Annotated in this window: 22 protein-coding genes; 16 read left to right on the forward strand and 6 right to left on the reverse strand. The window is 32.5% G+C overall.

Annotation, left to right across the window (positions count from 1 at the left end):
• The first annotated feature begins 124 nt into the window (after positions 1-124).
• The 7 genes from CAR_RS12545 to CAR_RS12575 all read left to right on the forward strand — a co-directional run bounded on the left by CAR_RS12545 (position 125) and on the right by CAR_RS12575 (position 8,271).
• Positions 125-943 carry a ParA family protein gene (locus CAR_RS12545; RefSeq protein ID WP_007723335.1) on the forward strand — a complete coding sequence of 273 codons (819 nt, stop codon included), beginning with the start codon at positions 125-127 and terminating at the stop codon, positions 941-943.
• Positions 944-972: 29 nt separating this feature from the next.
• Positions 973-1,383: a hypothetical protein gene (locus CAR_RS12550; RefSeq protein ID WP_013709643.1), complete on the forward strand. Its 411-nt coding sequence runs from the start codon at positions 973-975 to the stop codon at positions 1,381-1,383.
• 183 nt (positions 1,384-1,566) lie between these two features.
• Positions 1,567-2,292, forward strand: a complete 726-nt coding sequence (locus tag CAR_RS12555; protein WP_013709644.1) for a Fic family protein — start codon at positions 1,567-1,569, stop codon at positions 2,290-2,292.
• 351 nt (positions 2,293-2,643) lie between these two features.
• On the forward strand, positions 2,644-3,246 hold the full coding sequence (locus CAR_RS12560; RefSeq protein ID WP_013709645.1) for a recombinase family protein: 603 nt from the start codon (positions 2,644-2,646) through the stop codon (positions 3,244-3,246).
• 343 nt (positions 3,247-3,589) lie between these two features.
• Positions 3,590-5,446, forward strand: coding sequence for a BglG family transcription antiterminator (locus CAR_RS12565; RefSeq protein ID WP_013709646.1), 1,857 nt, complete (start codon positions 3,590-3,592; stop codon positions 5,444-5,446).
• Positions 5,447-5,461: 15 nt separating this feature from the next.
• Positions 5,462-6,328, forward strand: coding sequence for a ketose-bisphosphate aldolase (locus tag CAR_RS12570; protein ID WP_013709647.1), 867 nt, complete (start codon positions 5,462-5,464; stop codon positions 6,326-6,328).
• Between the two features lie 35 nt (positions 6,329-6,363).
• Entirely contained in the window at positions 6,364-8,271 is a 1,908-nt protein-coding gene (locus tag CAR_RS12575; RefSeq protein ID WP_013709648.1) for a PTS fructose transporter subunit IIABC, read from the forward strand.
• 505 nt (positions 8,272-8,776) lie between these two features.
• Here the strand turns inward: CAR_RS12575 and CAR_RS13190 are convergent.
• On the reverse strand, positions 8,777-8,938 hold the full coding sequence (locus tag CAR_RS13190) for a hypothetical protein (protein WP_013709649.1): 162 nt from the start codon (positions 8,936-8,938) through the stop codon (positions 8,777-8,779).
• Between the two features lie 95 nt (positions 8,939-9,033).
• On the opposite strand from CAR_RS13190, the gene CAR_RS12580 reads away from it, so the two are divergent.
• The 5 genes from CAR_RS12580 (at position 9,034) to CAR_RS12600 (ending at position 14,361) form a co-directional block, all read left to right on the forward strand.
• A complete protein-coding gene (locus tag CAR_RS12580; protein ID WP_013709650.1) occupies positions 9,034-9,717 on the forward strand; it encodes an N-acetylmannosamine-6-phosphate 2-epimerase in 684 nt (227 codons plus the stop codon).
• Positions 9,708-10,496, forward strand: a complete 789-nt coding sequence (locus tag CAR_RS12585) for a Cof-type HAD-IIB family hydrolase (protein ID WP_013709651.1) — start codon at positions 9,708-9,710, stop codon at positions 10,494-10,496. The genes CAR_RS12580 and CAR_RS12585 overlap by 10 nt, the downstream gene beginning before the upstream one ends.
• A gap of 27 nt (positions 10,497-10,523) precedes the next feature.
• Positions 10,524-12,041 carry a DUF4127 family protein gene (locus CAR_RS12590; protein WP_013709652.1) on the forward strand — a complete coding sequence of 506 codons (1,518 nt, stop codon included), beginning with the start codon at positions 10,524-10,526 and terminating at the stop codon, positions 12,039-12,041.
• 83 nt (positions 12,042-12,124) lie between these two features.
• Entirely contained in the window at positions 12,125-13,384 is a 1,260-nt protein-coding gene (locus CAR_RS12595) for a PTS transporter subunit EIIC (protein ID WP_052303173.1), read from the forward strand.
• Between the two features lie 149 nt (positions 13,385-13,533).
• Positions 13,534-14,361, forward strand: coding sequence for a MurR/RpiR family transcriptional regulator (locus CAR_RS12600; protein ID WP_013709654.1), 828 nt, complete (start codon positions 13,534-13,536; stop codon positions 14,359-14,361).
• Positions 14,362-15,361: 1,000 nt separating this feature from the next.
• On the opposite strand, the gene CAR_RS12605 is transcribed toward CAR_RS12600, so the two are convergent.
• The 5 genes from CAR_RS12605 to CAR_RS12625 are packed head-to-tail and all read right to left on the reverse strand — an operon-like array spanning position 15,362 to position 19,724.
• A complete protein-coding gene (locus CAR_RS12605) occupies positions 15,362-16,102 on the reverse strand; it encodes a sugar isomerase domain-containing protein (RefSeq protein WP_013709655.1) in 741 nt (246 codons plus the stop codon).
• A gap of 1 nt (position 16,103) precedes the next feature.
• Entirely contained in the window at positions 16,104-17,354 is a 1,251-nt protein-coding gene (locus tag CAR_RS12610) for a PTS ascorbate transporter subunit IIC (protein ID WP_013709656.1), read from the reverse strand.
• 3 nt (positions 17,355-17,357) lie between these two features.
• Positions 17,358-17,639, reverse strand: a complete 282-nt coding sequence (locus tag CAR_RS12615) for a PTS sugar transporter subunit IIB (RefSeq protein WP_013709657.1) — start codon at positions 17,637-17,639, stop codon at positions 17,358-17,360.
• 13 nt (positions 17,640-17,652) lie between these two features.
• Positions 17,653-18,084 carry a PTS sugar transporter subunit IIA gene (locus CAR_RS12620; RefSeq protein WP_013709658.1) on the reverse strand — a complete coding sequence of 144 codons (432 nt, stop codon included), beginning with the start codon at positions 18,082-18,084 and terminating at the stop codon, positions 17,653-17,655.
• The gene (locus CAR_RS12625; RefSeq protein ID WP_041557111.1) at positions 18,081-19,724 is read right to left on the reverse strand and encodes a BglG family transcription antiterminator; all 1,644 of its coding nucleotides are present in this window, start codon (positions 19,722-19,724) and stop codon (positions 18,081-18,083) included. The genes CAR_RS12620 and CAR_RS12625 overlap by 4 nt, the downstream gene beginning before the upstream one ends.
• A 629-nt stretch (positions 19,725-20,353) precedes the next feature.
• Between CAR_RS12625 and CAR_RS12630 the strand changes: the two genes are divergently transcribed.
• The 4 genes from CAR_RS12630 to CAR_RS12645 all read left to right on the forward strand — a co-directional run bounded on the left by CAR_RS12630 (position 20,354) and on the right by CAR_RS12645 (position 25,180).
• Entirely contained in the window at positions 20,354-20,602 is a 249-nt protein-coding gene (locus CAR_RS12630; RefSeq protein WP_041557113.1) for a type II toxin-antitoxin system Phd/YefM family antitoxin, read from the forward strand.
• Positions 20,602-20,892, forward strand: coding sequence for an addiction module toxin YoeB (locus CAR_RS12635; RefSeq protein WP_013709661.1), 291 nt, complete (start codon positions 20,602-20,604; stop codon positions 20,890-20,892). Before CAR_RS12630 ends, CAR_RS12635 begins: the two co-directional genes overlap by 1 nt.
• Before the next feature lie 3,536 nt (positions 20,893-24,428).
• A complete protein-coding gene (locus CAR_RS12640; RefSeq protein WP_013709663.1) occupies positions 24,429-24,680 on the forward strand; it encodes a hypothetical protein in 252 nt (83 codons plus the stop codon).
• Positions 24,677-25,180: a hypothetical protein gene (locus CAR_RS12645; RefSeq protein ID WP_013709664.1), complete on the forward strand. Its 504-nt coding sequence runs from the start codon at positions 24,677-24,679 to the stop codon at positions 25,178-25,180. The genes CAR_RS12640 and CAR_RS12645 overlap by 4 nt, the downstream gene beginning before the upstream one ends.
• The last annotated feature ends 378 nt before the right edge of the window (positions 25,181-25,558 follow it).

Here is a 25,558-nt window from a genome sequence, read left to right on the forward strand (position 1 = left end):
ATATTTCATTTTTGTTACATCTACACATAAGTAACTTTCGCAGTAGTATACCGTTGCATATTATGTTTGTAAATGTTAAAATTTATACATAAGTATACTTATGTATAAATTAGGAGGTAAACAAATGAACGGAAAAGTTTATGTTGTTGGAAACTTTAAGGGCGGGGTTGGTAAAACAAAAACCGTAACTATGCTGGCATATGAAGCAGCTACATATTTAAAGGAACGTATCTTAGTTATTGATATGGACCCTCAAGGCAATGCTACTAGAGTGCTTGCTAAAACTGGAAATCTTGATAACATATCAAAATCAATTACTGATGGTTTTCGAAACGGAAACCTTACCGATGAAATCGTTCATGTCATGGATAATTTAGATATGATACCAGCAAATACATCATTTAGAAACTTATCAAAGATTCTTTTTGATAAATACCCAGATAATGAAATAGCTCAAATTTCTTATTTAAAAGAACTAATTGAGCCCTTCAAAAATAGTTATGATCGCATTTATATAGATGTTCCACCCACAATATCTGATTACTCAGACAATGCTATGATAGCTGCCGATTATTGTATTATTGTTCTTCAAACCCAAGAACTCTCATTAGATGGTGCCCAAACATATATTGCTTACATGCAATTTTTATCAGAAAACTATAATGCCCACTTACAAGTTGTTGGAATTATTCCTATGATGTTAAGACAAGGTGGACGAGTGGATACTAGAGTTTTAGATCAAGCAAGAGAAATGTATGGCAGCAATGTTATTGATACTATTGTAAATTACCAAGAACGTTTAAAAGTATATGATGTAGAAGGTGTTCACATGAACACTAATGCAAATGGAAAAGTAGAAATGTGGGATGGAAAAGCTCACCAAATTTTCATAGATGTTTTAAATGAATTGAACGACCATGAAGCGTATTTAGAAAATATTTAACTGCTTAGAGTGGGAGAAGGGAGTATTTTATGAGTAAGTCATTTGAACCAATTATCAAAAGACAAAAAAGTAGTCTCCAAGAAAAAAATGTATCCATAAAAGGAACTAATGACTTTGGTAGGTCACCTATCCATTCACCAAATGATCTTCCAATTGAAATCAAAAAAACACAAATTCAAAAACAATTTAAAGCACAAGAGAAGAAGGTACCCGAAAACTTTTTTAAAGCTACAAAAACAGCTAAATTATCTCCTGATGTATTACTAAGACTAAATACATTAAAACCTTTTATTGAAGAGTTAGAAGAAATGGATAAATCAACTGTAAACGATATGATGCAAATGCTAATTGAAAGTTATGTAAACGCGCGCTTAACTAACCGTCAAAGAGAGGGTTATAATCAAATGTACGAACATCTTTACGAGCATTCAAAAAAATAAGTTTGCAGAAAATAAGTTAACTATACAAAAGTATACTAGTATACTTTTGTATAGTTAACTTTAAAGATCCGTAGATAACAAAAGACTTTTAAGCTTAGAATTTTAAAAATACTCACACAGACACTGTTGAATAGCTTGCGTAAGTATACTTTTGTGTAGATATTAAATGTAGGAGGCCTTCAAATGAATAAATTTTTCAAATCCATAACTAGCGACTACTTTGAAGATATTTTAGTACGATTAGCTCATCATTCGGCAGGGATTGAGGGAAATACGATTTCTCTACCTGCTACCGTTTCTATCATTGTAAATGGTACTTTACCCATTAGTTCCGGCGCTACAGTTAGAGAATTTTATGAGATTGAGAACCACAAGCAAGCTTTTGATCATATGATAAATCATTTAATAAATGAAGAGACCCTTTCTACCACCATTATTAAAGAGATACACGCTGATTTAACAGATCGATTACAATACGATAAAGGTCAATTTAAAAAGAATGAAAATATGATTTTAGGTGCTGAATTTCAAACAGCTTCACCATCAGAAACACCTTTGTTAGTTTCTCAATTAATTGATAATTTAAATTATCGTTTAAGTATATCTAAAGATAGGGAAGCTAAGTTAATGGCTATTTTGGATACTCATATTCAGTTTGAACGGATTCATCCATTCTCAGATGGGAATGGCCGAACTGGTCGGATGATGATGAACTATTCTTTACTACAGGAGGGATTTCCTCCATTAATTATTGAAAAGGATACAAAAGCACAGTATGTTGAAATTTTAGCAACTCAAGACGTAGATTCTTTTTTAACTTTTGCTAAATCAATCCTAGATAAAGAAACTAAACGAATGATAGCATTTCAAAATATGGATCAAGAAAAAATCAAAGAAATTGAAGAATAAGCTTTTTTGGCTTTTATTCTTCAATTTTTTTGATTTCAAGTGTCTATCAGGAGCATTTTAAGAACGTTTCAATTTTTTTAGTGTGTAGTTGTATTTAAAGGAGACTAATTAAGTGATTAATCCAATTACCAAATACAAGTGTTTTTGGTAATTAGTTTTACACAAAAATAAAAACAACAAAAATCCTTATAAAATCTACTTTTCTTACATTACCAAAACACATTACCATAATGATTACCAAATACTATTACAAATAATAAGCTTAATGATATACTAGAAAAGGACACATTGTTACTTTATTTTATTAACTATATTTATATAATAGAAGAAACTTTTTAAAGAGGTGGAGTTATGCGAATTGCTTATGCTCGAGTATCAACAGATAAACAAGAACTTTATCGTCAATTAGACGCTTTAGAAAGAATTGGATATGATAAACTCATTCAAGAGAAATTTACAGGTACACAGAAAAAACGTGCTGGACTAGATAGCTTATTTAATACCGTTCGATCAGGGGATACCGTTATTATTGAATCAATTAGTCGTTTAGGTAGAAAAACGCTAGATATTCTGTCTACGGTTGAAGAACTTAAAGAGCAAGGCGTAGAAGTTATTTCGTTAAAAGAAAATTTAGATACCTCTACTCCAACCGGCCAAGCTATGTTTCAAATGATGGCCGTAATTGCTCAATTGGAACGTGATCTGACGGTACAGCGAGTGAATGAAGGTTTAGCGTCCGCTAAAGCACGTGGAGTCAAGCTTGGTAGACCGATAATGGATAAACAAAAGGTAACAGATGCTTTACGCTTATATGATTCAGGACATTATTCAGTTAGAGACATTATACGAATCACTGGTATCTCTCAAGGTTCGTTATATAGGAAAATAAAAGAAAGAGAATTCAAACAAACGTTAATTGAAATTAAAGACACAGTAAAAGAAACTAAAGATTAAAGCTCTTGAGCTAATATCCTTTAGTTTCTTTTTTTTTAAAAATATTTAATTAACTTAATTTTTTTAACGTTTTTCCTGCTATTGATTTTGTTGGTTGGTTATTTTTTTTGAACATATACTTTTTATTGCTTTTCTACCTTTTTCACCGGTGTGTTTTGCCATGATATAGCCTTATTTTATTATTTAACAAAAATAATTTGGTTTAATAGTCGGAAGAATATTTCTTATCTTATACATAATAAAAGACGGCTCATAATGATAAGTTTTCCTATGTGTAGGAAAGCTTATCATTGTAGCGCTTACATTATAGTCGCTGTAAAATACTATTTATCAGGAGGTCAACATGAAAAATAAATATCGGCAACTGATCGAATGTTTAAGTAGTCATAATGGAGAGTATGTATCTGCATTAGTTCTTGCAGAAGCACTTAATGTTACTGACAGAAGTATTAGGAACTATATCAAGGAGATAAATAGTAATGTTTCAAATGGTGTTATGATCTCATCATCTCAGCTTGGATACAAGATAATTTCCACTGATAGTGAACACATACATGAGAAGGGAGAATTTAATGAATCGGATTCAGAAAACAAATTATTAGAGTTTCAAATCATTCAATTTCTATTAAACAATAATAACTATACTTCTTATGATGAGATAGCCAATAAATTTTTCTACTCACCCCAAACAATTAGAAGTAGAATTCAGAAACTCGTAATAACCATTAATGAATTAGGGATAAAAGTTACAATTGATACAAAAGTTTTTAAAGGTATCAAATTAATTGGAAGCGAAGTTCAAAAAAGAATATTATTAGAAATATTTTTTACCAATATTTTTGTGAAAAAAGAAATGTTTAAAGACTTGGTTATCAAGAGCTTTGATAATTGGATTGAACCTAAGAAAATAGAAAAAATTTTCAGAATAGTTGATAAGATAAATACAGATCTTGAATTAAATCTCGAATTTTTAATGTATAAAAAAACTATAACTCAACTTATTATTATGGTTCATCAAATAAATATTCAAAAATCTATTGAATTTGATAAGAATCAATTAGAAGAAATTAAAATATTCAAAGAGTACGAAGTAGCCTTAAAAATAGAAACAGAACTGAATGAACTTATATTTCTAGATGATGGAGAGTCTTTATTTCTAGTAAACTATCTTATTTCTCTTCAATTAGATTTAGGGAAAATTTCTTCAGATGGACAAGATTCAATGATTTTAGCAACTATTCATTCAATTCTAGAAGAAATAGAATCTGTATATAATATTGAAACATTTTCAAAAAAACGTTTTAGAAACAACATATCAGATCATATTTACAGAATAATACACCCTGCTTCACAGAACATTTTAATATATAACCCACATGTGAAAGAAGCGAAATCAGAGTATATTTTTTCATTTAGTATTGCTTCAAATATTGCACTTAAACTCGAAAAGTTTTTTCATTTAGAAATAAGGGATAGTGAAATTGCTTATTTAGCTTATCATATCCAAGTAATTTTGGAATCTCAAGATAAAAAGAAAATCAAAACTGTCATTTTATACAGTCGAAACTATGAACGATCTAAATTATTATCATCAAAATTAATCACTTATTTCGATGAATTAGAGATTATAGCAATAGAAAAATATACTAATAATTTTAAATTTCACGAAAAAAATCTTTATGTCGGAATAAATTTAGTTAACGTTCCCCCAAAAATAAATAATTTTATTAATCTTGGAAGTAGCTTCCGAAGCAACGATATAAAAAAGATTAACTTTTTTCTTGAATCACAGAAGATTTTTTTAGAAAAAGCAACTATTCATTGTCTGAATGCTGATGATCCCAAGGAAATAATAAAAAAACTACTGGTTATAGAAGGCCAAGAAATTATGCTTGATTCAATATTAAAACGCGAAGAAATTTCTTCTACCTCAATTGGAAACTTAGTCGCTATTCCACACCCCTACATTGGGAAAAGTGAATATAAAGAAAAGATAATTATAGGCATTATTAACCAAGAAGTAACTTGGGGTAAAGAAGCCGTCCAATTGATACTAGTTTATATTCCTTCTTCAGATACTGAAAGAAATGAATTTATTTTTCAAGAATTTTATCAAAAAACAAAAGACATTACAGATGTTAGAAAATTAATAAAAACAAAGACAAAAGAACAATTTATAAAAAAATGGAATGAAATTTGAGAGGATGTAATAAATATGTTAATGAATACAAAAGAATTACTTACAGTTGCTTACGAAAATAATTTTGCGGTCGGATCTTTTAATGTTGCTAATAGTGAATTTGTTAAAGTTGTAATTGAAGCAGCAGAAGAAAAAGGGGCTCCAGCAATTATTCAAATTCATCCAAATGAGGTTGAATTAGTTGGAGATGATTTTATCACTTATGTCGTGGAAGCATGTAAAAATACACGTATCCCCATATCTATCCATCTAGATCATGGTGCTTCAGTAAAAGATGTTTTGAGAGCAATTAGAAATGGGTATACATCAGTAATGATAGATGCTTCTCATGACAGTTTTGAAGATAACATAGCTATTACAAAAAAAGTTGTTGAAATTGCTCATGCTGTAAATGTTTCTGTAGAAGCAGAACTTGGAACTATTGGAACAAATGAGGGTAGTTCTGAAGGTGGAGCCGATGAAATTCTTTACACTAATCCTGAAGATGCTAAAAGATTCATAAAAGAAACCGGAATCGATATTCTTGCTGTAGCTATAGGCACATCTCATGGACAGTACAGACATAAAGGAAAACCTGAATTAAAAATTGATTTACTTGAAGAAATTAATAACCTAGTAGATATTCCCTTGGTATTGCACGGAGGAAGCGACAATAAAGATGAAGAAATTCAACAAACATATCATCATGGGGTAGCTAAAATTAATCTATCTACAGATATGAAAAATGCATTTTTCAAACAAATGCGCACATTTTTAACTGAAAATGAGAATGCATATGAACCTGACGTTATCATACCAAGTGCTCGTGAATCTGCTAAAGAATTAGTTAAACATAAAATGGATTTATTTAATTCTACTGGAAAAGCAACTTTATATAAATAAGTAGTGTTTTTCCTACTTTATTAGGAGGGAAAGTAATGAAACTTGAGGATTTAATTAATGATAAAAATATAATTTTAACTTTAAACGGACAAGACCAAGCTAGTGTCATAGATGAATTAGTAACTAAACTTAAAGAAAATGAAATAATTGATAATATTGAAACGTTTAAAAATGCTATTTGGAAAAGAGAAAACGAAGTTTCTACTGCTATTGGAGATGGTATAGCTATACCTCATGCTCAAAGTTTCGCTGTAAAAAAGCCATCAATTATGATGGGTCGTTCTTTAAAAGGAATAGAATACGGTGGTGAAAATACAAATCTAATATTTATGATTGCTGCACCTGAAAACGCATCAAACGAGCATTTATCCTTACTATCCAAATTATCAACCTTCTTGATTAATGAAACTTTTCGTGCAAAATTGTTAGTAGCACAAACTAATAATGATGTTATTAATGCTATCAAAGAACAAGAAAAAAAACAAACTTCTACTCTAACTAATATTGAAGAATCCGGGAAATATTTAATTGGAATCACCGGTTGTATGACGGGAATAGCACATACTTATATGGCTGCTGAATCGTTAAAAGAAGCTGCTCGTAAAAGAGGTATGACTGCAAAAATTCAAACTAATGGAGCAAATGGACCTGAAAACAAATTGACTCCATCCGATGTTGCTAAAGCAGATGCAATTATCATTGCACACGATGTAAACGTTGACAAATCTATTTTCAAAGGAAAAAAAATTGTTGACGTCCCTGTAAAAAAAGCAATCAATAAAGCTGACGAATTAATTGACTTAGCTTTATCATATAAAATTAAAGATTCTAATAGTAATTTTAATGATACGAGTGATATTGAACCAGAAAACGAAGAAAAAAAAGAAGGTTTAAATTTTTATAAACATATTATGAGTGGTGTCTCTTATATGATTCCATTCGTAGTTGTTGGCGGAATCTTTATAGCAATTTCTTTTATGTTCGGAATTTATGCTGCCGATCCTGATAGCAGTCAATACAATGTCTTTGCAGAGTTCTTTAGTCAGATGGGAGGAGAAGCTGCATTTGCTCTTATGGTCCCTATATTGGCAGGATACATTGGATACAGTATAGCTGATAAACAAGGGCTTGCACCAGCTATGATTGGTGGGATGATGGCAAGTATCGGCGGTTCGGGTTTCCTTGGTGGTATGGCAGCCGGATTTATTGGTGGATTTTCAGCATTAATTATTGGTAGGTCAATGAGAAAAGTACCCAAATCATTCCAAGGATTAGTCTCTGTTTTAGCAGTGCCATTGCTTAGTACTTTAATTGTCGGGGCATTCATGTTCTTCATCTTAAATACTCCAATGTCAATGTTAAATATATTTCTTGAAAACTGGCTAACCAGTCTGACCGGAGTTAATGCGGTATTATTAGGGGCTTTATTAGCAGGAATGATGGCTTCAGATATGGGTGGTCCGATTAATAAAACCGCTTCAGCATTTGGACTCGCAATGTTTTCAGCAAACATTTTTGAACCTTCCGCTGCTTTGATGGTTGGTGGTATGGTACCTCCAATTGGAATTGCTTTAGCAACGACATTCTTTAAAAATAGATTTACCGAACAAGAAAGAGAAGCAGGTAAAGCAAGTTATATCTTAGGTGCTAGTTTTATTACAGAAGGAGCTATTCCTTTTGCTGCTGCTGATCCCTTACGTATAATTCCTGCGAATATCATTGGAGCTGCAATAGGTGGAGCAATTAGTATGGCTCTAAATATTAGCTTAAAAGCACCTCATGGTGGGATTTTTGTAATCCCAATCGCTTCTAACAAACCCTTACTCTATATTGGCTGTGTTCTGTTAGGTTCAATTGTTACCTGTCTAATTATAGGTTTCCTTAAAAAGCCACTTACTGAGAAAGAGCAATCTTTAAGAGGAGATATGATAAATCTATTCTAATTACGAAATATTTCATCTATTATTAAAATATGGATGAATTTACAGAAGAAGAAGCTCTAGAAAAAGAGCATGAATGGTTAAATTCTCATTAAATAGTATATCATTAAATACATTCACTAGATGGGTAGTATTATTAAGCTGAAGAATTAACTTAATAATACTACTCAATAAGTGCGCAGAACTCATTCAAAGTTTACATACTTACAATATGATACATTTAATTTTTTTTTTTAAAATGCTCTAAAAAAACTAAAAAAAATAAATAAAGGATGGAATAACTGATTAATAACCAGTTGGTCCATCCTTTTAACTTTACCAATTTGATCCTAAATCCACATTCATTTTCATAACGCTGGGGATGATACTTTCTTTGTATCAGAGTTGAATTGAGTTGAAAAAATATTCATCGATACTTTCTCATTTTCGGTTAGTTTAACTATATCCTTTATTTTTCCATATTTAATTCTTGATTAATATTCTTAACCAACACACAGTATTTAACGTCTTATTTTAACCAGATATCAGCAGTATTTTCTCCTAACCAAACGGTTACAATATCTTTTTTACCTTTACCCGTAGCAATGACATAATCAAATGCCTTATCTTTAGAAACTAGTTCAATCGAATAAAAATTTAAGCTACCGTTAAGTTTACTTATTTTCAACATTGAAACAATGTACCTAAATAAAAAATAAAATAAAATACATTTACATAAAATCGTTTTCATGTTATTATTTTGATGAAAAGAGAGGGGAATAACAAATGATACTTGAAAAAATAAAAAATGGATTAATTGTTTCCTGTCAAGCCTTAGAAAATGAACCGCTACATAGTTCCTTTATTATGTCTAGGATGGCTAAGGCAGCGGAGGAAGGTGGCGCAGCGGGAATTCGAGCTAATGGTGTAGAAGATATTATTGCTATCAGAAAAGAAACAAATTTACCGATTATTGGCATTATTAAACAAGACTATGAAGATTCTGATGTATACATAACTCCAACCACTAAAGAAGTTAATGCATTATTGGGAACAGATTGTGAAATTATCGCTTTAGATGGCACAAACAGGACTAGACCATTTGAAACATCCTTGAGTGAATTAGTAGATCAAATTCATGACGCAGGAAGATTGGCTATGGCGGACATTTCTATTTTGGAGGAGGCTATTGCTGCAGAAAAAATAGGTTTTGATTTGGTATCTACAACAATGGCAGGATATACAAATTATTCTGGAAACTTGGATGAACCAGCATTTGGTTTGATTAAGAAAATAAAAGAAAATATCCATTTACCTGTAATCATGGAAGGTCATACACGATCACCTGAACATGTTAAACAGGGATTACAATTGGGTGCCTTTGCTGTGGTCGTTGGGTCTATTATCACTAGACCTCAATACATTACCAAACTATATACGGATATTATAAAGGAGACAAAATGGATATAAGAAAAGAAAAATTATTTTTTTGTGATTTAGATGGTGTTTTGGTGCAAAGTGATGGAACAATTAAGATAGGAGATATAGAAAAAATAAAAGAATTTGTCAATGACGGTGGTATATTTATTATTTGTACGGGACGCTTAGATCAAGACATTGAATATGTAGAAAAAAAATTAGGAATTAAAGGTAGTTTTCGGATTAGCCAAAATGGAGCAGTTATTAAAACTAAAGATGATAAAGTAATTTTCCACAAGAAGATTGCTAAAGATTATGTAGGTGTATTGAATAATATCTTATCTCATCATGAAGTACGAACTGAAATTAATGATCTCCAAAATCGATATTATCCTAGCCCGAGAAATCCAGAAAACATTGCAGAATTTATAGATACATCTATAGTAAAAGAAAATTTATTTGATTATGCATTAAAAAATTTGAATCCTACAATCTATCTTAATTTTGGGGAAGAAGCTCAATTTGAGATAATAAAAAAAGAAATTCAAGTAGCTTTAGGTGCTGAAATTTCTATTGTACAAACGAGCCCCACTTCTTTGGAAATTTTTTCAAAAGAAGCTTCAAAAGGGAATGCTGCAAAATATATTTCTTTACAATTAAATATAGACAAAGAGAATATTGTAGCAGCAGGAGATGCTGAAAGTGATATTACAATGTTCCAATATGCTGGAAATTCTTTCGCTGTTGGGGAACATTGCGATAAAAAGGTGATAAAAGCTGCTGATTATCATGTTTGTGGTATAGAAGAACTACTCACTAGCTATATTTAGAAAATACTAGGAAGGAGTATAACTATTTTGAAAATTATTTATTTACCATTAGATGAGCGTCCTTGTAACACGACTTATCCCAAGCAAGCATCAGAAGTAGCTTCTGATTGGACAATTATTACACCCAATATAAGACTTTTGGGGCAAAAGAAAAAACAAGGAGACATAAAAGGACTTCGAAAATTTTTGTTAAAAGAATCTAGTGATGCAGATGCAGCAGTCATTTCAACTGAAATGCTCGCTTATGGAGGGTTACTACCATCGCGTTTACACGCTTCTGATGAAGAAATCATTATAAACTACGAGAAAACAATACGACAACTAAAGTCTCAAAATGAAAATTTGAAACTTTATGTATCTAATCTTATTATGCGAACACCACGTTCCAGTAGCAGCGATGAAGAACCTGATTATTATGAAGAATATGGAGCAGAAATATTTCAATATGGATGGCTGAAAGACAAGAAAAAACGTGAAGGTTTGTCCAATGAAGAACTTCAACAATTCAGTTACGTAAAGACCTATGTTCCCATCGAGCACATACAAGATTATGAAAATAGGCGGAAATTCAATCTTAGAATTAACCAACTAAATATTTCATTACTTAATAATAAAATCATTGATTTTCTTGTCATTCCTCAAGATGATGCAGCAGAATTTGGGTACACTGCAATGGACCAAAAAAAGGTTTTCAAATGGCTAGATGAAGATTATTCACAAAGTGTCATGATTTATCCTGGGGCTGATGAAGTGGGCTTTAGCTTATTAGCTCGAGCATATAATGAGCAGAAAAAGCAACGACCAAAAATATTTCCAATTTATTCTTCTACGTTGGGTCCTTATATCATTCCTCTATATGAGGACAGACCAATCAACGAAACTATGAAAGCGCATATAATGGTCAATGGATGTGAATTAGTGAATTCTCCGGAAAAAGCAGACATAATACTGGCATATAATACACCAGGTAAAAAAATGCAAGAATCATGGGATCAACTTACCGATAACATTGATATAACTTATTCATCATACCGCCACTTACCTACATTTGTTAGAGAGATAGAAAATTACTTAGATAATGGATATCCAGTTATTATAGCAGATTCAGCCTACTCGAACGGGGGAGATGGGGAGCTTATAAAGTTATTAGATAGTAAAAAATTGTTGGAAAAATTGTCTAGTTACAAAGGTTGGAACACTAATGGAAATACATTAGGCAGTACTATTGCAGCAGGTGTATTTGCTTTAGGTGAAGGGAATTCTGAAGCAATAAAACAAAACTTATTAATGCACCTTTTTGATGATTTCTTTTATCAAAGCTTGGTTCGTATGGAAGTGACAGAAAATGAACTTCCAAAACTTGGCCTAAATTATTTTGATTTAGGAGAAAAAAAAGAAATTGTGAGATGCATAATTGAAGAAAAATTAGAGCAACAAAAAAAGACCTTTTTGAAGCAAACTTTTTCAACAGATTCTTATCAAATTTCTGTAGATTTTCCATGGAATCGGATGTTTGAGATTTCTTGCCAATTATCAATAAAGTAGCTATAGGTCTTAATTCATCTAATTGTATAATGAAAAGGAGTGAATGATAAGTGCTTAATGAAGATAATAAATTTGTCAATGGAATGGTGAATGTAGCTAGTAAATTTGCGAACCAAAGGCATATCTCTGCGATAAGAGATGGTTTTATAGAATTAATACCCTTGACTATCATCGCATCCTTTTGGGTTTTAATGAATAATATTTTACTAAATCCAGATACAGGATTCTTGCGTTTCATTCCTAATATTGGTATTTTTTCAGAAATTGGAAACAGCGTGTATAATGCAACACTAGGAATATTAGCAATTTTGATTGCCTTTACAACAGGGAGTCGCTTAGCAAATAGTTATGATCAAGATCGTATAGTAGGTGGCTATACAGGTGTTGTTTCCTTCGTGACACTGCTTCCTGCGACGGTAATGGTAACTAGTGTGGATGGAGAGATCTTTGAAGCAGGAGCAATCTTGACCCAAGGACTGACAAGTGCTACTGGAATGTTTCTTGCAATCATTGCTTCCTTACTCGGGGTTACAATACTATGTAAACTAATCACAATTGAAAAATTAAAAATCGTGATGCCAGAAAGTGTACCCTCAACAATTGCTAAGTCATTTAATGTACTAATACCTATCTTTCTAACAACATTTATATTGGCGCTAATTGAATTTATAATTTTACTTATATTCAAATCTGATATTCCTGATTTGATTACACAATTCTTCCAAGCTCCATTAGTAGGATCAATTCAGTCACTTCCTGGTATTTTACTTTACGTATTTCTGAGTAATCTACTGTGGGCATTTGGTTTGCATGGGACATCTATTTTAGGTTCCATAGGTGAACCGATTCTTCTAACCTCGATTCAACAGAACATAGACGCTTTAAAAGCAGGTATTGAATTGCCAAATATAGTTACAAAACCATTCATAGATGCATTTGGATGGATGGGTGGAGGTGGCAATCTTATTTGCTTGGTGATTGCTATTTTAATAATATCCAAACGTGAAGATTATCGTGCATTGACAAAAGTAGGGCTTATTCCTTCTTTATTCAACATTAGCGAACCAATGATGTTTGGGTTGCCGGTAGTGTTTAATCCCTTGTTAGCAATCCCTTTAATTTTGGTTCCATCTATTTCTATCAGCGTGGCATACTTAGCAACTAACATTGGCTTGATAGAGAAAACATCTGTTATGATTCCTTGGACAACCCCGCCAATACTATCAAGTTTCTTAGCAACTGGTGGGGATTGGAAAGCAGTAGTTCTACAAATTTTATTGATTGTTATTGGGACACTAATTTATATGCCTTTCGTACAGCTGACAAATAAAATTAAAATATAAACAAACTAAAATATAAACAAACTAAAATAAAAGAGTTGACACAGTTTGCTAGTTGAAAAATAGCTAACACGTCAACTCTTTTTCTCTATGGAGTATTCCAACTGTGTGTTAAAATAAATAAGTAAATAAGAGAAGAAAGAGGAAAAATAATGAATTTATTGGCAAAAATAAACAGTTTTTTCCCCTCATTAACTAAATCCGAACAAAAAGTTGCTCAGTTTATATTAGCAAATCCAGATAAAATTGAAGTAATCTCCATTCAGGAATTGGCAAAACAAGCAAAAGTTGGAGAGAGTACTATTGTTCGCTTCACAAGAAAAATTGGATTTGATGGGTATCAACAATTCAAATTAGAGCTAGTTAAGAATCAATTAAGAGAAGCACTTCCTTATATGGATGAAAAAAAAGGAGATTCTTGGATTGTTCAGCAACAATTACAAGAAATTTTAATAAATACACAACAATTTTTAAATGAGCAAGAAGAAAAATTGAACTGTATTGCAGAAAACATATCGAAAGCTGAGTGTATCTACTTGTTTGCGGTTGGTAACTCAGGAACTCTTGCAGCGGATTGTGCAAATCGTTTTATACGTATCGGTAAAAAAGCAATCTTTCATTCAGATTCACATATACAAGCAATAAATGCTTCTGTAATGACCAATAAAGATGTTGCTTTTGCTATTACTGTTTCTGGAAATACAAAAGACGTACTGTTGAACCTAAATATTGCGTCCGAGACCGGGGCATTTCTTGCTGCTATTACAAATTACTCGAACTCTAGCGTGACTAATTTGACAGAAAATGCGCTTGTCTGTTCACCAAAAGAGTATTCTTCTGTTTACGTTTCTTTTGCTTCAAAGGTCTCTCAAATGTATACTATGGACGTATTGTTTAGAAAAATTGTAGATTTGGATAAAGAAAAAATACAATCGTTGAGAAACAAGACTAATAATGCATTGATTGATCGCTTGATTTAAATTTAAAAGACAGATATCTAAAACTAATTTGGTAATTATCTATTGTCTTTACTAACCTGAATGATTCATACTTTTTAAAAAAATAACAAATTGTATGTTTTTTACTTCGTTCATATCAGTAGGTTGCTACTTTCACTTGTTTTACTTAAAATTTCTAAGCTACTATTTTTTTGTCGGGAAATAAAGATTTCCAGGCAGACTAATTCCTTAAAATTAGTCTGCTTTTTTAAATTTTTGAAATAGGTGTAAGTGCTACTGCCATTTAAAATGCTGGATATTCTACAAGATTTTATAAAAGAGTTCTTGGTAAACATGATAGGAACTGAGTTAAAAAAATGTCTTTCTTCCAGAATGAAAAAGTTTACCACATACTTTAAATAAGAAGAAACGAAGAGTGCGTATGAAATTGACGATGTTATAAGCTAATAACCTTACCATCATACGGACATTATGGTCAAAAATTTCAGTTTTAAAATTATTGACCATAAAATATTGTACTTTTACAATCAGTGTTTTGGCCTTACTGGTCGATCAGTCTGCTTTACACATGAACGCTGCTTCTTTAAAAGTAAATAAATTGGGTAGATCGCGCTCATTGGAAGGGTGATCCAAGACAGTTGATTGTCATTTCGATAAATGGAATAATAGCTATTAGGCGTCAGATACTTTGGACATTTCGTAGGAGGACGTCAAGGTACCCTTAATAAATTTATATTCTTTTCCTTTATAGTAACCATATTCCACGCATTAATCTTTAAATAAAATATTTTCATCTTGAATAACTAACATATTTCTCATATCATTTGATGGAGCAAGTGAGTTCTGCCTTTGGATGGGTTGTGGTGACTTTAATTCTTCAGGATAATTCATTTATTTTCTATTTAGACAAGCATAAAGGAATACCTTTTATCGGTCTCCTAAATAAAAAAAAACCTAAGATACTTAAAAAATAAGTACCTTAAACTTTTCTCTAAAACATTTATATAATTTTTAAACGCTTCTAGTTAAACTCATAATGAATCGAGTCTTTATATTTTTCATATAACTCTTGGTTCAATTGATCTCCTCCGTCTAAGTTAGCAGAATAAAAAATAGGTGGATATTCTACTCCATTTTCTATTAGTTTTTTACAAACTTCCACTATAATAGTATTGAGAATAGTTGCACCAATTACTGTAGATGAAGCACCTACCTTTTGCTCGATACCTTCTATATCACAACAGCCATCCCCTATGTCGCCATGATTATCAATCACAATATCTGACACTTCAAACAGACGTTTTCCAGAAGAATGGCGACTAGTTATTGACTTGGAATATGTCAAATTAGTAATACTTAATATTTCTACACCTTTTTCTTTTGCTTCAATTGCTAAATCAATTATTATAGGGTTTCTACCAGAAACCGAATGGAGTATTAAAACATCCCCCTCTTTGAAATTTACAGTACTAGCTAGCACTTTCCCGTAACCTTCTAGTCTTTCCATTTTACTAGTAAAAGTAATAGGAGAACGATCTAACATGACTTCTCGTCCAAATATAGGATTTATAGTCATCATTCCACCTGCACGATAATATAATTCTTGCACTAATATACCGGCATGGCTTGCTCCAAATGCATATACAGATTTTTTCTCTAAGTTTGCTTTTGTTATTAAATCAATTGCCTTCTCTACACTCTCATTTTCTTCTTTAGCAACTATCTTTAATAGTTCACTAATTTTTTCCATATATTGAAACATTTTAAAATCCTCCTAATAACTCACTAATTCCTCTTCCTAATATTCCCCATAGGGAAAGATCATTACCACCAAAAATTAATATCCAGTTTTGAATAGTTGAGCTAAAAACTACTGCTGAAAGACCTACTAAAACTACCATTACGATAGAAGCTACCGCTGTTCCTATAATAGCTCCTCTTAAACCACCTTGTCCCTCCCCAATTACTGCTGCTCCTCCACACTCAAAGAAGCTAGTAATAATAAGTGGAACGATTAATACTCCAAAAATATTAAAACTATCTGCAATGATAACCACTATTGTAGAGGTAATCATCGCTACGATAAATCCAATTATTACAGCATTTGGTTTGTAGTTAAATAAAATAGGGACATCAAATGCTGGCTTAGCTCCAGGAACGACTTTCTCAGCAATTCCTTGAAAAGCAGGTACAATTTGATTAATTAATAAGCGTACACCATATAACATCACTAGTAGTCCCGCTCCAAAATTTAATCCAGCTTCTATTGAAAATAATATTAGACTACCATCTTCAGGTATTAGACCTGGTGCAATAATCCCCATTACTAAATTCATCAAAAATAGGACTAGACCTCCCGTAATAGAAATCTCTCTGAAGAAAGACAAGTTTTCAGGTACATTAATATCTTCTGTTGACTTCTCTTTATTGCCAACTCGCTTAGCAACAAAACCAGATATTAGAGATAATATTCCCGTTGGATGTCCAATCAAGAATGATTCATCACCTGTAGCATCCCAGACATATTTCCTCATAATCCATGGCATAAATGACCAATAACAAGCTGACAATACAGCCGCAACAACAATCAATAATAACCCACTCAGTCCTGCTTCAACTCCAGCTGCAACAAAAACGAATGGGAACCACCAAAGCATATGTCCAGTTAAGAAAATTGTTTTTACAGGCGTAAAGCGCGCAATTAGCAGATGAATGATAAGTCCAACAAACATTGCTAAACCAACAGTTCCACCATATTCAGCTGTGAAGGTTATATCAGATAATCCCTCTGTCACTTCAACTCCTAGTTGTGATTGTACTGCAGCGTTGATTGGTGCAATAGTTCCAACCAGCATATTTACTCCTGCAGTAAGAATAACCATACCAAATGCTGCTGTTAAAGTGCCTTTAACAACTTCTGAAAATGTTTTTCTTTGGATAATTAGACCAATCATTGCAATAATTCCTAACAAAACCGGTGGATTTTTTAATATGTTCTCTGCAATAAACCACATTTTTTAGCCCTCCTTTTCTGACAAGAATTTTTCCATTTGGCTTTTAACTTCTTCTTTATCCATATATTTTTTTACAGGATAAACAGGATTTTTTACTGAATTACTTAACTCTGTTGCTAATTCTTTACTAGTAAAATAGACATCTGCAGCCTCCGCTTTAGCAGATGATAAATCAGTATTTTCTACAGTTGCCTTAATTCCCATCTCTTTAACTACTTTATCTATCGTCATTTTTAAAACCATAGAACTACCTACTCCAAAACCACAAACTGCTAAAATTTTCATTGTTTTTCCTCCTCTAATTAAATAACTCAATAATATCTTTTTTTTGTCCATTTAAAATTGTTTGGTACTTGTTTTTATCCATGAAAATCGCTATAACATCTTGTAAGCCTTTCAAATGACTTTGGCTATCCTCTGCAGCGAGTATCAAAAATATTTTTACAGGTTTTCCTTCTAAGTCAATTTCATTTCTTGTCACAAGTAAACTCATACTCTGTTGATTAACACCTTCACCAGGTTTAGCATGCATTAAAGCAAAGTAGTCAGTTAAAACCATGTATGGTCCATTATCTTGTACACTTGAAATCATGTTTTCTACATAAATATGAGAAATTAAATTTTCTTTTATTAAAGGCTCACTTGCTATTTCTACGGCTTGCTTCCAGTTTTCCACATAATCAATTACCTTAATATGATTTTCAGATAATAATTCTTGTAGGTCTTTCATTTTTTAACCTCCAACATTTTTGAAATAAACCAGCTTTTATCTTCTATACCTTGCATTACTAGTTTCATTACTGGTTCTATTTCTTTTACTTCTTCTTCTCTTATCATTAAAAGTATAATGATATCTACTTTTTGATTTCCCCAAAGTATAGGTTTATCTAATACTAATATAGAAATATTTGTTTCCTCAACTAATTTTGGATTCCCATGAGGAATTGCAAATCCATTATCCAAATAAGTTGATTGAATTTCTTCACGTTCATATATAGAATTAATAAATTTATTTTTTGTGTTTGTACTTGAAAAATATTTATTTTCTATTAAAAAATTTAAGGCTTCCTTCTTTGATTGAAAATCACCAAAGAATATATTTTTTGAGAGAAGTAATTTTATTTTTTCGGGTAGATCTTGCTTTTCAAATTGATATTTTTCATTATCAATAATTAAATCAATATAATAATTCATAATTCGCTTCATATCTCTCGTTGTAACCATGGGTGAAATTCTTACAACAGGCTTTCTAGATTCCTTAATATCAACAGTAGAAATGATAAAATCGACATCAGATAAATCAAGATGTTTTAATTTCGCTATTGAAGTTGTCTCAATACTATCGATTTCGGGCAATATTCTTCGAATTTTTGCTGAAACAAACGAACTAGTCCCGATACCATTTGGACAAACAAAAATAATTTTGCTTAATTCTTTTTTTCGTTCTATTGCAGCTTGAAAATGAATAGCAATAAATCCGACTTCATCTTCTGAAATATCAATTTGGTAAGGTTTACAAAAGTCATTAAGAGCAAACCAAACTATCCCGTATAGTGCTGGATAATTTTGTTTAATCTCGTTTAATAGAGGATTAACGATAGTAGTATGGGCTTCTACACGTAAATTTAATTGATAAAGATGAATAATTGCGTCTTCTTCTAGCCTACTATCCTGTGTTAAATCTACTTGTATTCCTTCACTAACTCTTTGAATTAGATTTCTTATTTCTTCTCTAAAAGAATCTGGGATTGTGTCATTTTTCAAGAAAAATTTTAAGCCACTACCAACAATAAGATAGGTTAGATACTGAACCTCTTTTGAAGAAAAAACATAAATATCTAAATCTTCTAATCTCTTCAACAATTCGTATACCATAGGATATTTATTGAATTCTAAAAATAGTTTACCAAGTTGATTATGCCCTTCAAAGTTGATTTTATGCCCATTTTTTCCTCTTTGAACGATCAATAAAGTTGAAACTACTATACTTTGCATATAACTTTCAGGTATCTCAATATTTTTACTTTCCATTTCTTTTCGTAAAACACCATTAATTTTTAACAGTAGGTCGATATCAATCAATATTTTGATTCTTTTCAAGTTATTAATATTATTAAGAGTAATCCGTTTTAAAATTCGTTGCGTTTGCACCTCGTTACCTTTAAAATAAGTTCCAGAATTATCGAATGTAAGACTAACCCCCTCTTTTGCAAATATTTTTTTAATATAAGAGATATCGTTAGCTATACTACTCCTTGAAACCCAATACTCATCTGCTAACTTTTGATAACTTAGATGTTCTTTGTCAAGGAGGCGTTTCAGAATAACTAACTTACGATCTTTACTGTCACCATATTGATTACCATTCATCATATCACCCTTTGGCTAAACTATATTTCATTACCCTATATAAAAGAAGACCAACTAATTAATTAAAAATTAGTGAGAACAAGTGTACACTATTATAATCATATTCAATTTTATCTTTTTAACTTATTCACTTCTATCCTTTCTAATTATTTAATCGATACTTGTACTCCACATTATAAATGCAATAAAAACAATAATTTGTATGTGCTATTTATAGATATACCCTAAATAGACATTAAAATAAACAATCAAACCAGTCAAAATCAAGGTTTGATTTTGAAATGGGCAGGCTAATAATTTAGTTAGTGATTACTATTCATCCGCTTATAGCCATACTTCATGATATTCACCCTTTATTTAATTCTATTTTTGGCTATTAGTTATGACACCGTGTAAGCCTTGATTTTACTGGAGCTGAAAACCATAGTTAATACTCTTAAGTTATGATTATATTTCTATAATTGTTTATCTTTAAAAAAAATGAGAAAAGGAAGATACACAAGGTTCCATTGAGCAAAGCTAAAAGTATTGAAGTTGTTGAAATAATTAAAAGAGTCAAATCCTTATATATTGAAAAACGTACGCTATAATATATATAAAGAACAAGTAGAAAAAAGGAGCGGATGACAATGGACATTATTACAACGACAAACTTCAGAAAAGATATTTCTAATATATTGGACCGTGTTACTACTGAAAATAAAACAGTAGAAATTACTATAAAATCCAAACAAGGGTTTAATGATGGTGTTGTGATGATCCCTAAAAAAGAATACCAAAGAATGCAGGAAGAATTATACTTGGGAAGAACAGGAACACTTAGGTATGTACTAAACGCTATGGAGAACTCAACTGACGTTGATTTTGAGGAAGTTTAATGACCGATACCTATTGGAAGATCCTGCAACATAGAGATATTAAGGAAAAGCACATTCCATTACTTGAACGAGATGGTTTAAAAGGTGATTTCAATAATATAATAAAAATTCCACAAAAAAAACCATTTGAACAAGTAAGGCTAAACGAAGTATTTCAACTAAAAAATAAAAAAGTCCAATCCATGAGAATCAACGACAAACATAGGGTTATTTTCACGATAGCTAAGGCAACAAGAACCGTTACAATATGGGCTGCTTGGTCCCACAATGAAGAGAACCTATTCACCTAAGAGGTAGCTATAAAGCTTACCTCTTTTTTTATCGGATGATTAATCGGCCTAGTCGTTAGGTAATTTAGGTAATTATAGAAGAAATAAGATTTATTTAAGGTAGTCAATATATCAATATGTACATAAACAAATTAATATACATTATTTTGTATACATTAGTTACATCTGTAAAAATTTCATTTGTTCCTATTATCGACGATTTGTTCCTAAAAAGGGCCATTTTGTTCCTAAAAACACCATATTTGTTCCTAAAAAGGGTCATTTGTTCCTATTTTTGTGCAGAAAATAGGAACAAATCGTTAAAATTAGGAACAAACAGTTAGATAACGATTATACTAAGATTAGAATAAGATGATAAAATTTCACTGGTATATGTTTTAATATCTTTCCACAAAGTCGTTGGGTCATAAAAAGTAGGATGAATTGATCTAAAAAACTGCAAATTGTTCCTAAGAATAGGAACAAATCGTCGAAATTAGGAACAAAACAGCCAATAATAGGAACAAAACACCTGTTTTTAGGAACAAAAACGCGATATTAGGAACACCTCTTTTCCACAAGGTCGGGGTTAAATGGACTTTTGTTCCTATTTGTTCCTATTTTAAATAGAAAGTAATATAGAGATGTAAATAGTAATTCCATTACTACATGTACCAATTAGCAAGTGGTATAGCTATAGTGCATTACAGTATATATAATAGTTTTCAAAAAAAATAGGAACACCTCTTTTGCGTATAACCGGGATTCATGCCTATTTTGAGGTGTATTTGTTTGTGTGGGAATTGGTGTGTTGTTCTTGTTTCTTGCAGTTATTTGGATAGAGGGTTTATATTTATCTTGGACAAATTCTTTATTCAGCATAAATTATATCAAATCATTTTTTAACTAACATACTGACGTACTGGGGTGATGATATATTTGTTCATGTCCGATTGTGGTCATCCAGATATTGTAAAAGTTCAATAAACTCATTTTCGGAGTTTATTAATAAGGTTTAGTCTTTTTTATTCGTGTGGTGAGATTAGCATGTATCCGTGATTGTACATACACAGATGATTGCTACAAAGCGAGCTATCTTTTCGACGAACGTTATCGATTCGTCTTGAAGAATACGTACTGCATATTTGTTACTGATACTAAATTTATCGGAGAGGAATTTTGTGCTCTAAAAATCACTTGATTGGGGCAGACGTTTTCCATCTAATCAAACCATTATCCAGTGGATGATGGCGCAGGTTAAAGATGGAGTCTGTCTAAAAGAGAGGGTAGTGTAGGACGAAGATGACACACAGGTCGTCATCAGAGTTTGGATTACTTTAACCCGATCTAGGTGAGTCGAAAGACATTTCGGATCATGCTTTTGCAACATAAGAGGGAATGATTGTCGCATAGACAATTAGACACCCGTTGTTGTTTTGCTTCTTTTAGCCATACGCAGTTGGCGCAAAAAGAAGGGGCACCCAAGCGGTAGCGCAGGGCAAGAAAATGAAGGCGAAAGCCTTTATTTACGCAGTATGGGGAGTGGCCGGCTATGCCGGCAGAACAATAGCCGCAGGCTGTTGTGAATACACTCCCCTTATGCTCTTTCTTCTCTGACCACGCGTTATCAGACACCCGATACAAATACCCGTAACAAACCCTTGATAACAAACAACTTTGAGCAGGTGTAAGGGGGTAACGAAAAAGCACGTTTGGTCTGACCAAGGTGTAGACACCCCCTGCAAACGTTGCTACGTCAAGCCGACCCTCTGACCCAAAACGGACGTTATTCAAAAACGTGTAGGACAGGGTCAAAGGGGAACGTATGTTCACGCATTCCCCCAAGAAAAAGAAAAACGGCTAAGATAAGGTTCTACTGTTAGGTCAGTTGTAAGGCATAATTCCCTTACAAAAAAATCCTCAAAAGGTCGAGCGGTATGGACAAAGGGGGATGCCAAAAATTAGCGTGCCAAGTGGTCGCTTAGAGAAGAGGTTACCGTAAATCCCAAAATGTTTTGATCTTGATCTGGTCTCTTGTCGGTTACTTCGTTCACTCCCTGTGGACATCATGCGTGACGCGTGTATGGACGAAGAAGCGGTTAGCGAAAGAACTCCATCGTTTAGTCCAATTCAGTCGATACGAGTGTTTCTCTATGATTGTAGCCTGTTGCTTTTGAGGGGGCTGGGCGTGAGCCTGTGTCGCTTTAGCGAGGTGTCTGACATCCCAAAGCCGAACGGCCATTGGGTCCGCCTTAAAAGCAGGATATCTAAATTCAAGCAATCGTTGCCATTAAGGTCTTCTTGTTCGATTGGGTTCTTGTTTCTTTGCTGTTAGCGTAATTCTCCACGGATAGTATGTGGTCGTTTGCTGGGGGCTTAACGAGCCTGAGACGCTTTAGCGCAATGCCGTAAAAACTGAAACCGAGGCAAGCTGGGGTCCCCAGCAAATCGACCTGATCCATGTGCTATCTTTTGACTGTGAACGTGCACTTGTCCTAATTGACGACCTTGTCAGGGTATCCATATAGATCTCTTGAACGGTTGCCCGATAAAGAGGGATTATTCAGCGCATTTCCCCAAACGATTTTGTCTGGTCTTAGTAGTCAAACGGACCATAAATATGAGCCTAAACGAGTGAATTAATTCTTGTGTATTTGGTCGTTTGTCCGACACAGGCGTTACGGGCAGCTCTTTGAATAAGTGTTTTTTATCAGCTGTTCGTTCACGGTATTTTTGATAACGATCTTAGTTTTTTGCCGTTGGATGACGCCGAAGCCTGATACGCTTTAGCGTGATTTAGTAAAAATTAAAAGCCGACAAGTCTTGGACCCGACGGCAAAAAAATAGAACACGTGTGGCTAACAGAAAAATCTAACAGTGTTATCCAATGTATACCACTTTATTGGTTTTAACTGATTATTCAAGCAGGTTATCCAGAATCATTATGATTGTCATTGATTTTATCGGTCAATGTTATAAAACTGTACAGACAAATAGGTGACCCCCTAAATCAGACGCACACTTTTTAAAGAACCGTCGGACGACTGTCTCTTTAAAAAGTGTGCAACATGATAAATAGACAGTCATTAGACAGGTGATTACTACAATAAACAAAATCAGACAGTCAACAGACAGTTATTTATTTTAACATCATAATAAACAGACAGTCATTGGACAGGTGATTACTACAATAAACAAAATCAGACAGTCATTGGACAGTCAATTACTATATTAAATAAAATCAGGTAGTCAATAGACAGTTCTTTATTTTAATAGTATAATAAATAGACAGTCATTGGACAGTTGATTACTACATTAAATAAAATCAGGTAGTCAACCAACAGTCATTTTAATTCAGCACAATCGTTCATATTTATATAATCGTTTTAAACCGCCTACACTAAGGTGACAGGGTGCTAAACTATAGATAGATAAGAAAGCAGCGTCTATATTCAAGAAAGTTGAATCCAAATGTCCCAAAGAGAATCATTTTTAACTAAGCAGTCCATTAATTCAAGAAGTACCTATTCTAAAAAAAAGAGGAGTGACAGAAAAAAATGGCTGAAACAACTGAGCAACGAAGAAGAGTGATGTTTCGTTATGAACCTAAAGACTACCCAATGTTAGACGACTGGTTGGATCAGCAAGAAAACAAATCACAGTCGATAGTGTATGCATTAGAAATGTTGATTACCCAAATTGGATCAACAGCTGATACAGATATTATAAAAAATGCATTAAAACAATCGACACAATCGTCGATAGAATTGTTAGAACAAAAGAAAACGGATTGGGGTGATGAATCATGATTCCATCAGATGGATCCCTTATAACTTCACAAAATAGCGAACCAACACCAAAGTCAAGAAAGAAGACTAAACCAACTATGAAACGAATGACCATTCGTGTGGATGATGTAGACGAATCTACTAAAAAGTGGTTAGCAAACCAAAAAAATGTGTCAGCCAGTATTCGTTTATTGATTGATCAAGCGTCAAGACAGTCAGTCAACGACTACATTACACACTGTGCAAGTTTAGTCGGACCGCCGAATCAACAACAGCAACCTGAAACGGTTATGTTTAATAAACGTGCCGATGAACTTGAGTTTCCTGAATTAACAGAAACAGAAGAGATGCCACAATCAGTCCAGGTTGAATCTGATTTAGATTTACTAGATGAGGACGATAATGATGGAGTAACTGCTCGTTTAATGAATGAAATTCGTCGTAAGCGAAAACGAAATGCACCTCTTGTGGGAGCTTCGTTCGAGGACATTATGATTTCAGAAAGTCAAAAAAACGAATAAGGTTTACGCGATACCAGCAATTAAAAAAAACGTGCTTAGGACCGATTGCATGCATATGAGTAACCGTTCGTAAAAGTACATTAATACAATCAAAAGGAAAGAAACTTCATGTGAAGTCCCTTTCCTTTTGATAACCTCTGTTGCTTAAATTAATTTTTGACTGATTACTTTTTTATTTCATATACGAAATGTTCTTTATCTTTACCATCTTGTATTCGTTTATAAGAAAACTTATACTTCATACCAATAGTTTCTACAACTTTTTTTGAAGCTATATTGCTAGGAAAAAATTGTGCTACAACTTAAATAATGTTGCTAACAGCATGAAATATATTATATTTTTGTATGTTATTTATTGTATATATTAATAAATAAGTA

This window comes from Carnobacterium sp. 17-4 (genome assembly GCF_000195575.1).
GTDB lineage: Bacteria > Bacillota > Bacilli > Lactobacillales > Carnobacteriaceae > Carnobacterium_B.

What these genes read in the sequence shown, in the direction of transcription:
- CAR_RS12545 (WP_007723335.1), top strand. Translation starts at nt 125, where the DNA reads ATGAACGGAAAAGTTTATGTTGTTGGAAACTTTAAGGGCGGGGTTGGT.
- CAR_RS12550 (WP_013709643.1), top strand. Translation starts at nt 973, where the DNA reads ATGAGTAAGTCATTTGAACCAATTATCAAAAGACAAAAAAGTAGTCTC.
- CAR_RS12555 (WP_013709644.1), top strand. Translation starts at nt 1,567, where the DNA reads ATGAATAAATTTTTCAAATCCATAACTAGCGACTACTTTGAAGATATT.
- CAR_RS12560 (WP_013709645.1), top strand. Translation starts at nt 2,644, where the DNA reads ATGCGAATTGCTTATGCTCGAGTATCAACAGATAAACAAGAACTTTAT.
- CAR_RS12565 (WP_013709646.1), top strand. Translation starts at nt 3,590, where the DNA reads ATGAAAAATAAATATCGGCAACTGATCGAATGTTTAAGTAGTCATAAT.
- CAR_RS12570 (WP_013709647.1), top strand. Translation starts at nt 5,462, where the DNA reads ATGTTAATGAATACAAAAGAATTACTTACAGTTGCTTACGAAAATAAT.
- CAR_RS12575 (WP_013709648.1), top strand. Translation starts at nt 6,364, where the DNA reads ATGAAACTTGAGGATTTAATTAATGATAAAAATATAATTTTAACTTTA.
- CAR_RS13190 (WP_013709649.1), bottom strand. Translation starts at nt 8,938, where the DNA reads ATGTTGAAAATAAGTAAACTTAACGGTAGCTTAAATTTTTATTCGATT.
- CAR_RS12580 (WP_013709650.1), top strand. Translation starts at nt 9,034, where the DNA reads ATGATACTTGAAAAAATAAAAAATGGATTAATTGTTTCCTGTCAAGCC.
- CAR_RS12585 (WP_013709651.1), top strand. Translation starts at nt 9,708, where the DNA reads ATGGATATAAGAAAAGAAAAATTATTTTTTTGTGATTTAGATGGTGTT.
- CAR_RS12595 (WP_052303173.1), top strand. Translation starts at nt 12,125, where the DNA reads ATGGTGAATGTAGCTAGTAAATTTGCGAACCAAAGGCATATCTCTGCG.
- CAR_RS12600 (WP_013709654.1), top strand. Translation starts at nt 13,534, where the DNA reads ATGAATTTATTGGCAAAAATAAACAGTTTTTTCCCCTCATTAACTAAA.
- CAR_RS12605 (WP_013709655.1), bottom strand. Translation starts at nt 16,102, where the DNA reads ATGTTTCAATATATGGAAAAAATTAGTGAACTATTAAAGATAGTTGCT.
- CAR_RS12610 (WP_013709656.1), bottom strand. Translation starts at nt 17,354, where the DNA reads ATGTGGTTTATTGCAGAGAACATATTAAAAAATCCACCGGTTTTGTTA.
- CAR_RS12615 (WP_013709657.1), bottom strand. Translation starts at nt 17,639, where the DNA reads ATGAAAATTTTAGCAGTTTGTGGTTTTGGAGTAGGTAGTTCTATGGTT.
- CAR_RS12620 (WP_013709658.1), bottom strand. Translation starts at nt 18,084, where the DNA reads ATGAAAGACCTACAAGAATTATTATCTGAAAATCATATTAAGGTAATT.
- CAR_RS12625 (WP_041557111.1), bottom strand. Translation starts at nt 19,724, where the DNA reads ATGAATGGTAATCAATATGGTGACAGTAAAGATCGTAAGTTAGTTATT.
- CAR_RS12630 (WP_041557113.1), top strand. Translation starts at nt 20,354, where the DNA reads ATGGACATTATTACAACGACAAACTTCAGAAAAGATATTTCTAATATA.
- CAR_RS12635 (WP_013709661.1), top strand. Translation starts at nt 20,602, where the DNA reads ATGACCGATACCTATTGGAAGATCCTGCAACATAGAGATATTAAGGAA.
- CAR_RS12640 (WP_013709663.1), top strand. Translation starts at nt 24,429, where the DNA reads ATGGCTGAAACAACTGAGCAACGAAGAAGAGTGATGTTTCGTTATGAA.
- CAR_RS12645 (WP_013709664.1), top strand. Translation starts at nt 24,677, where the DNA reads ATGATTCCATCAGATGGATCCCTTATAACTTCACAAAATAGCGAACCA.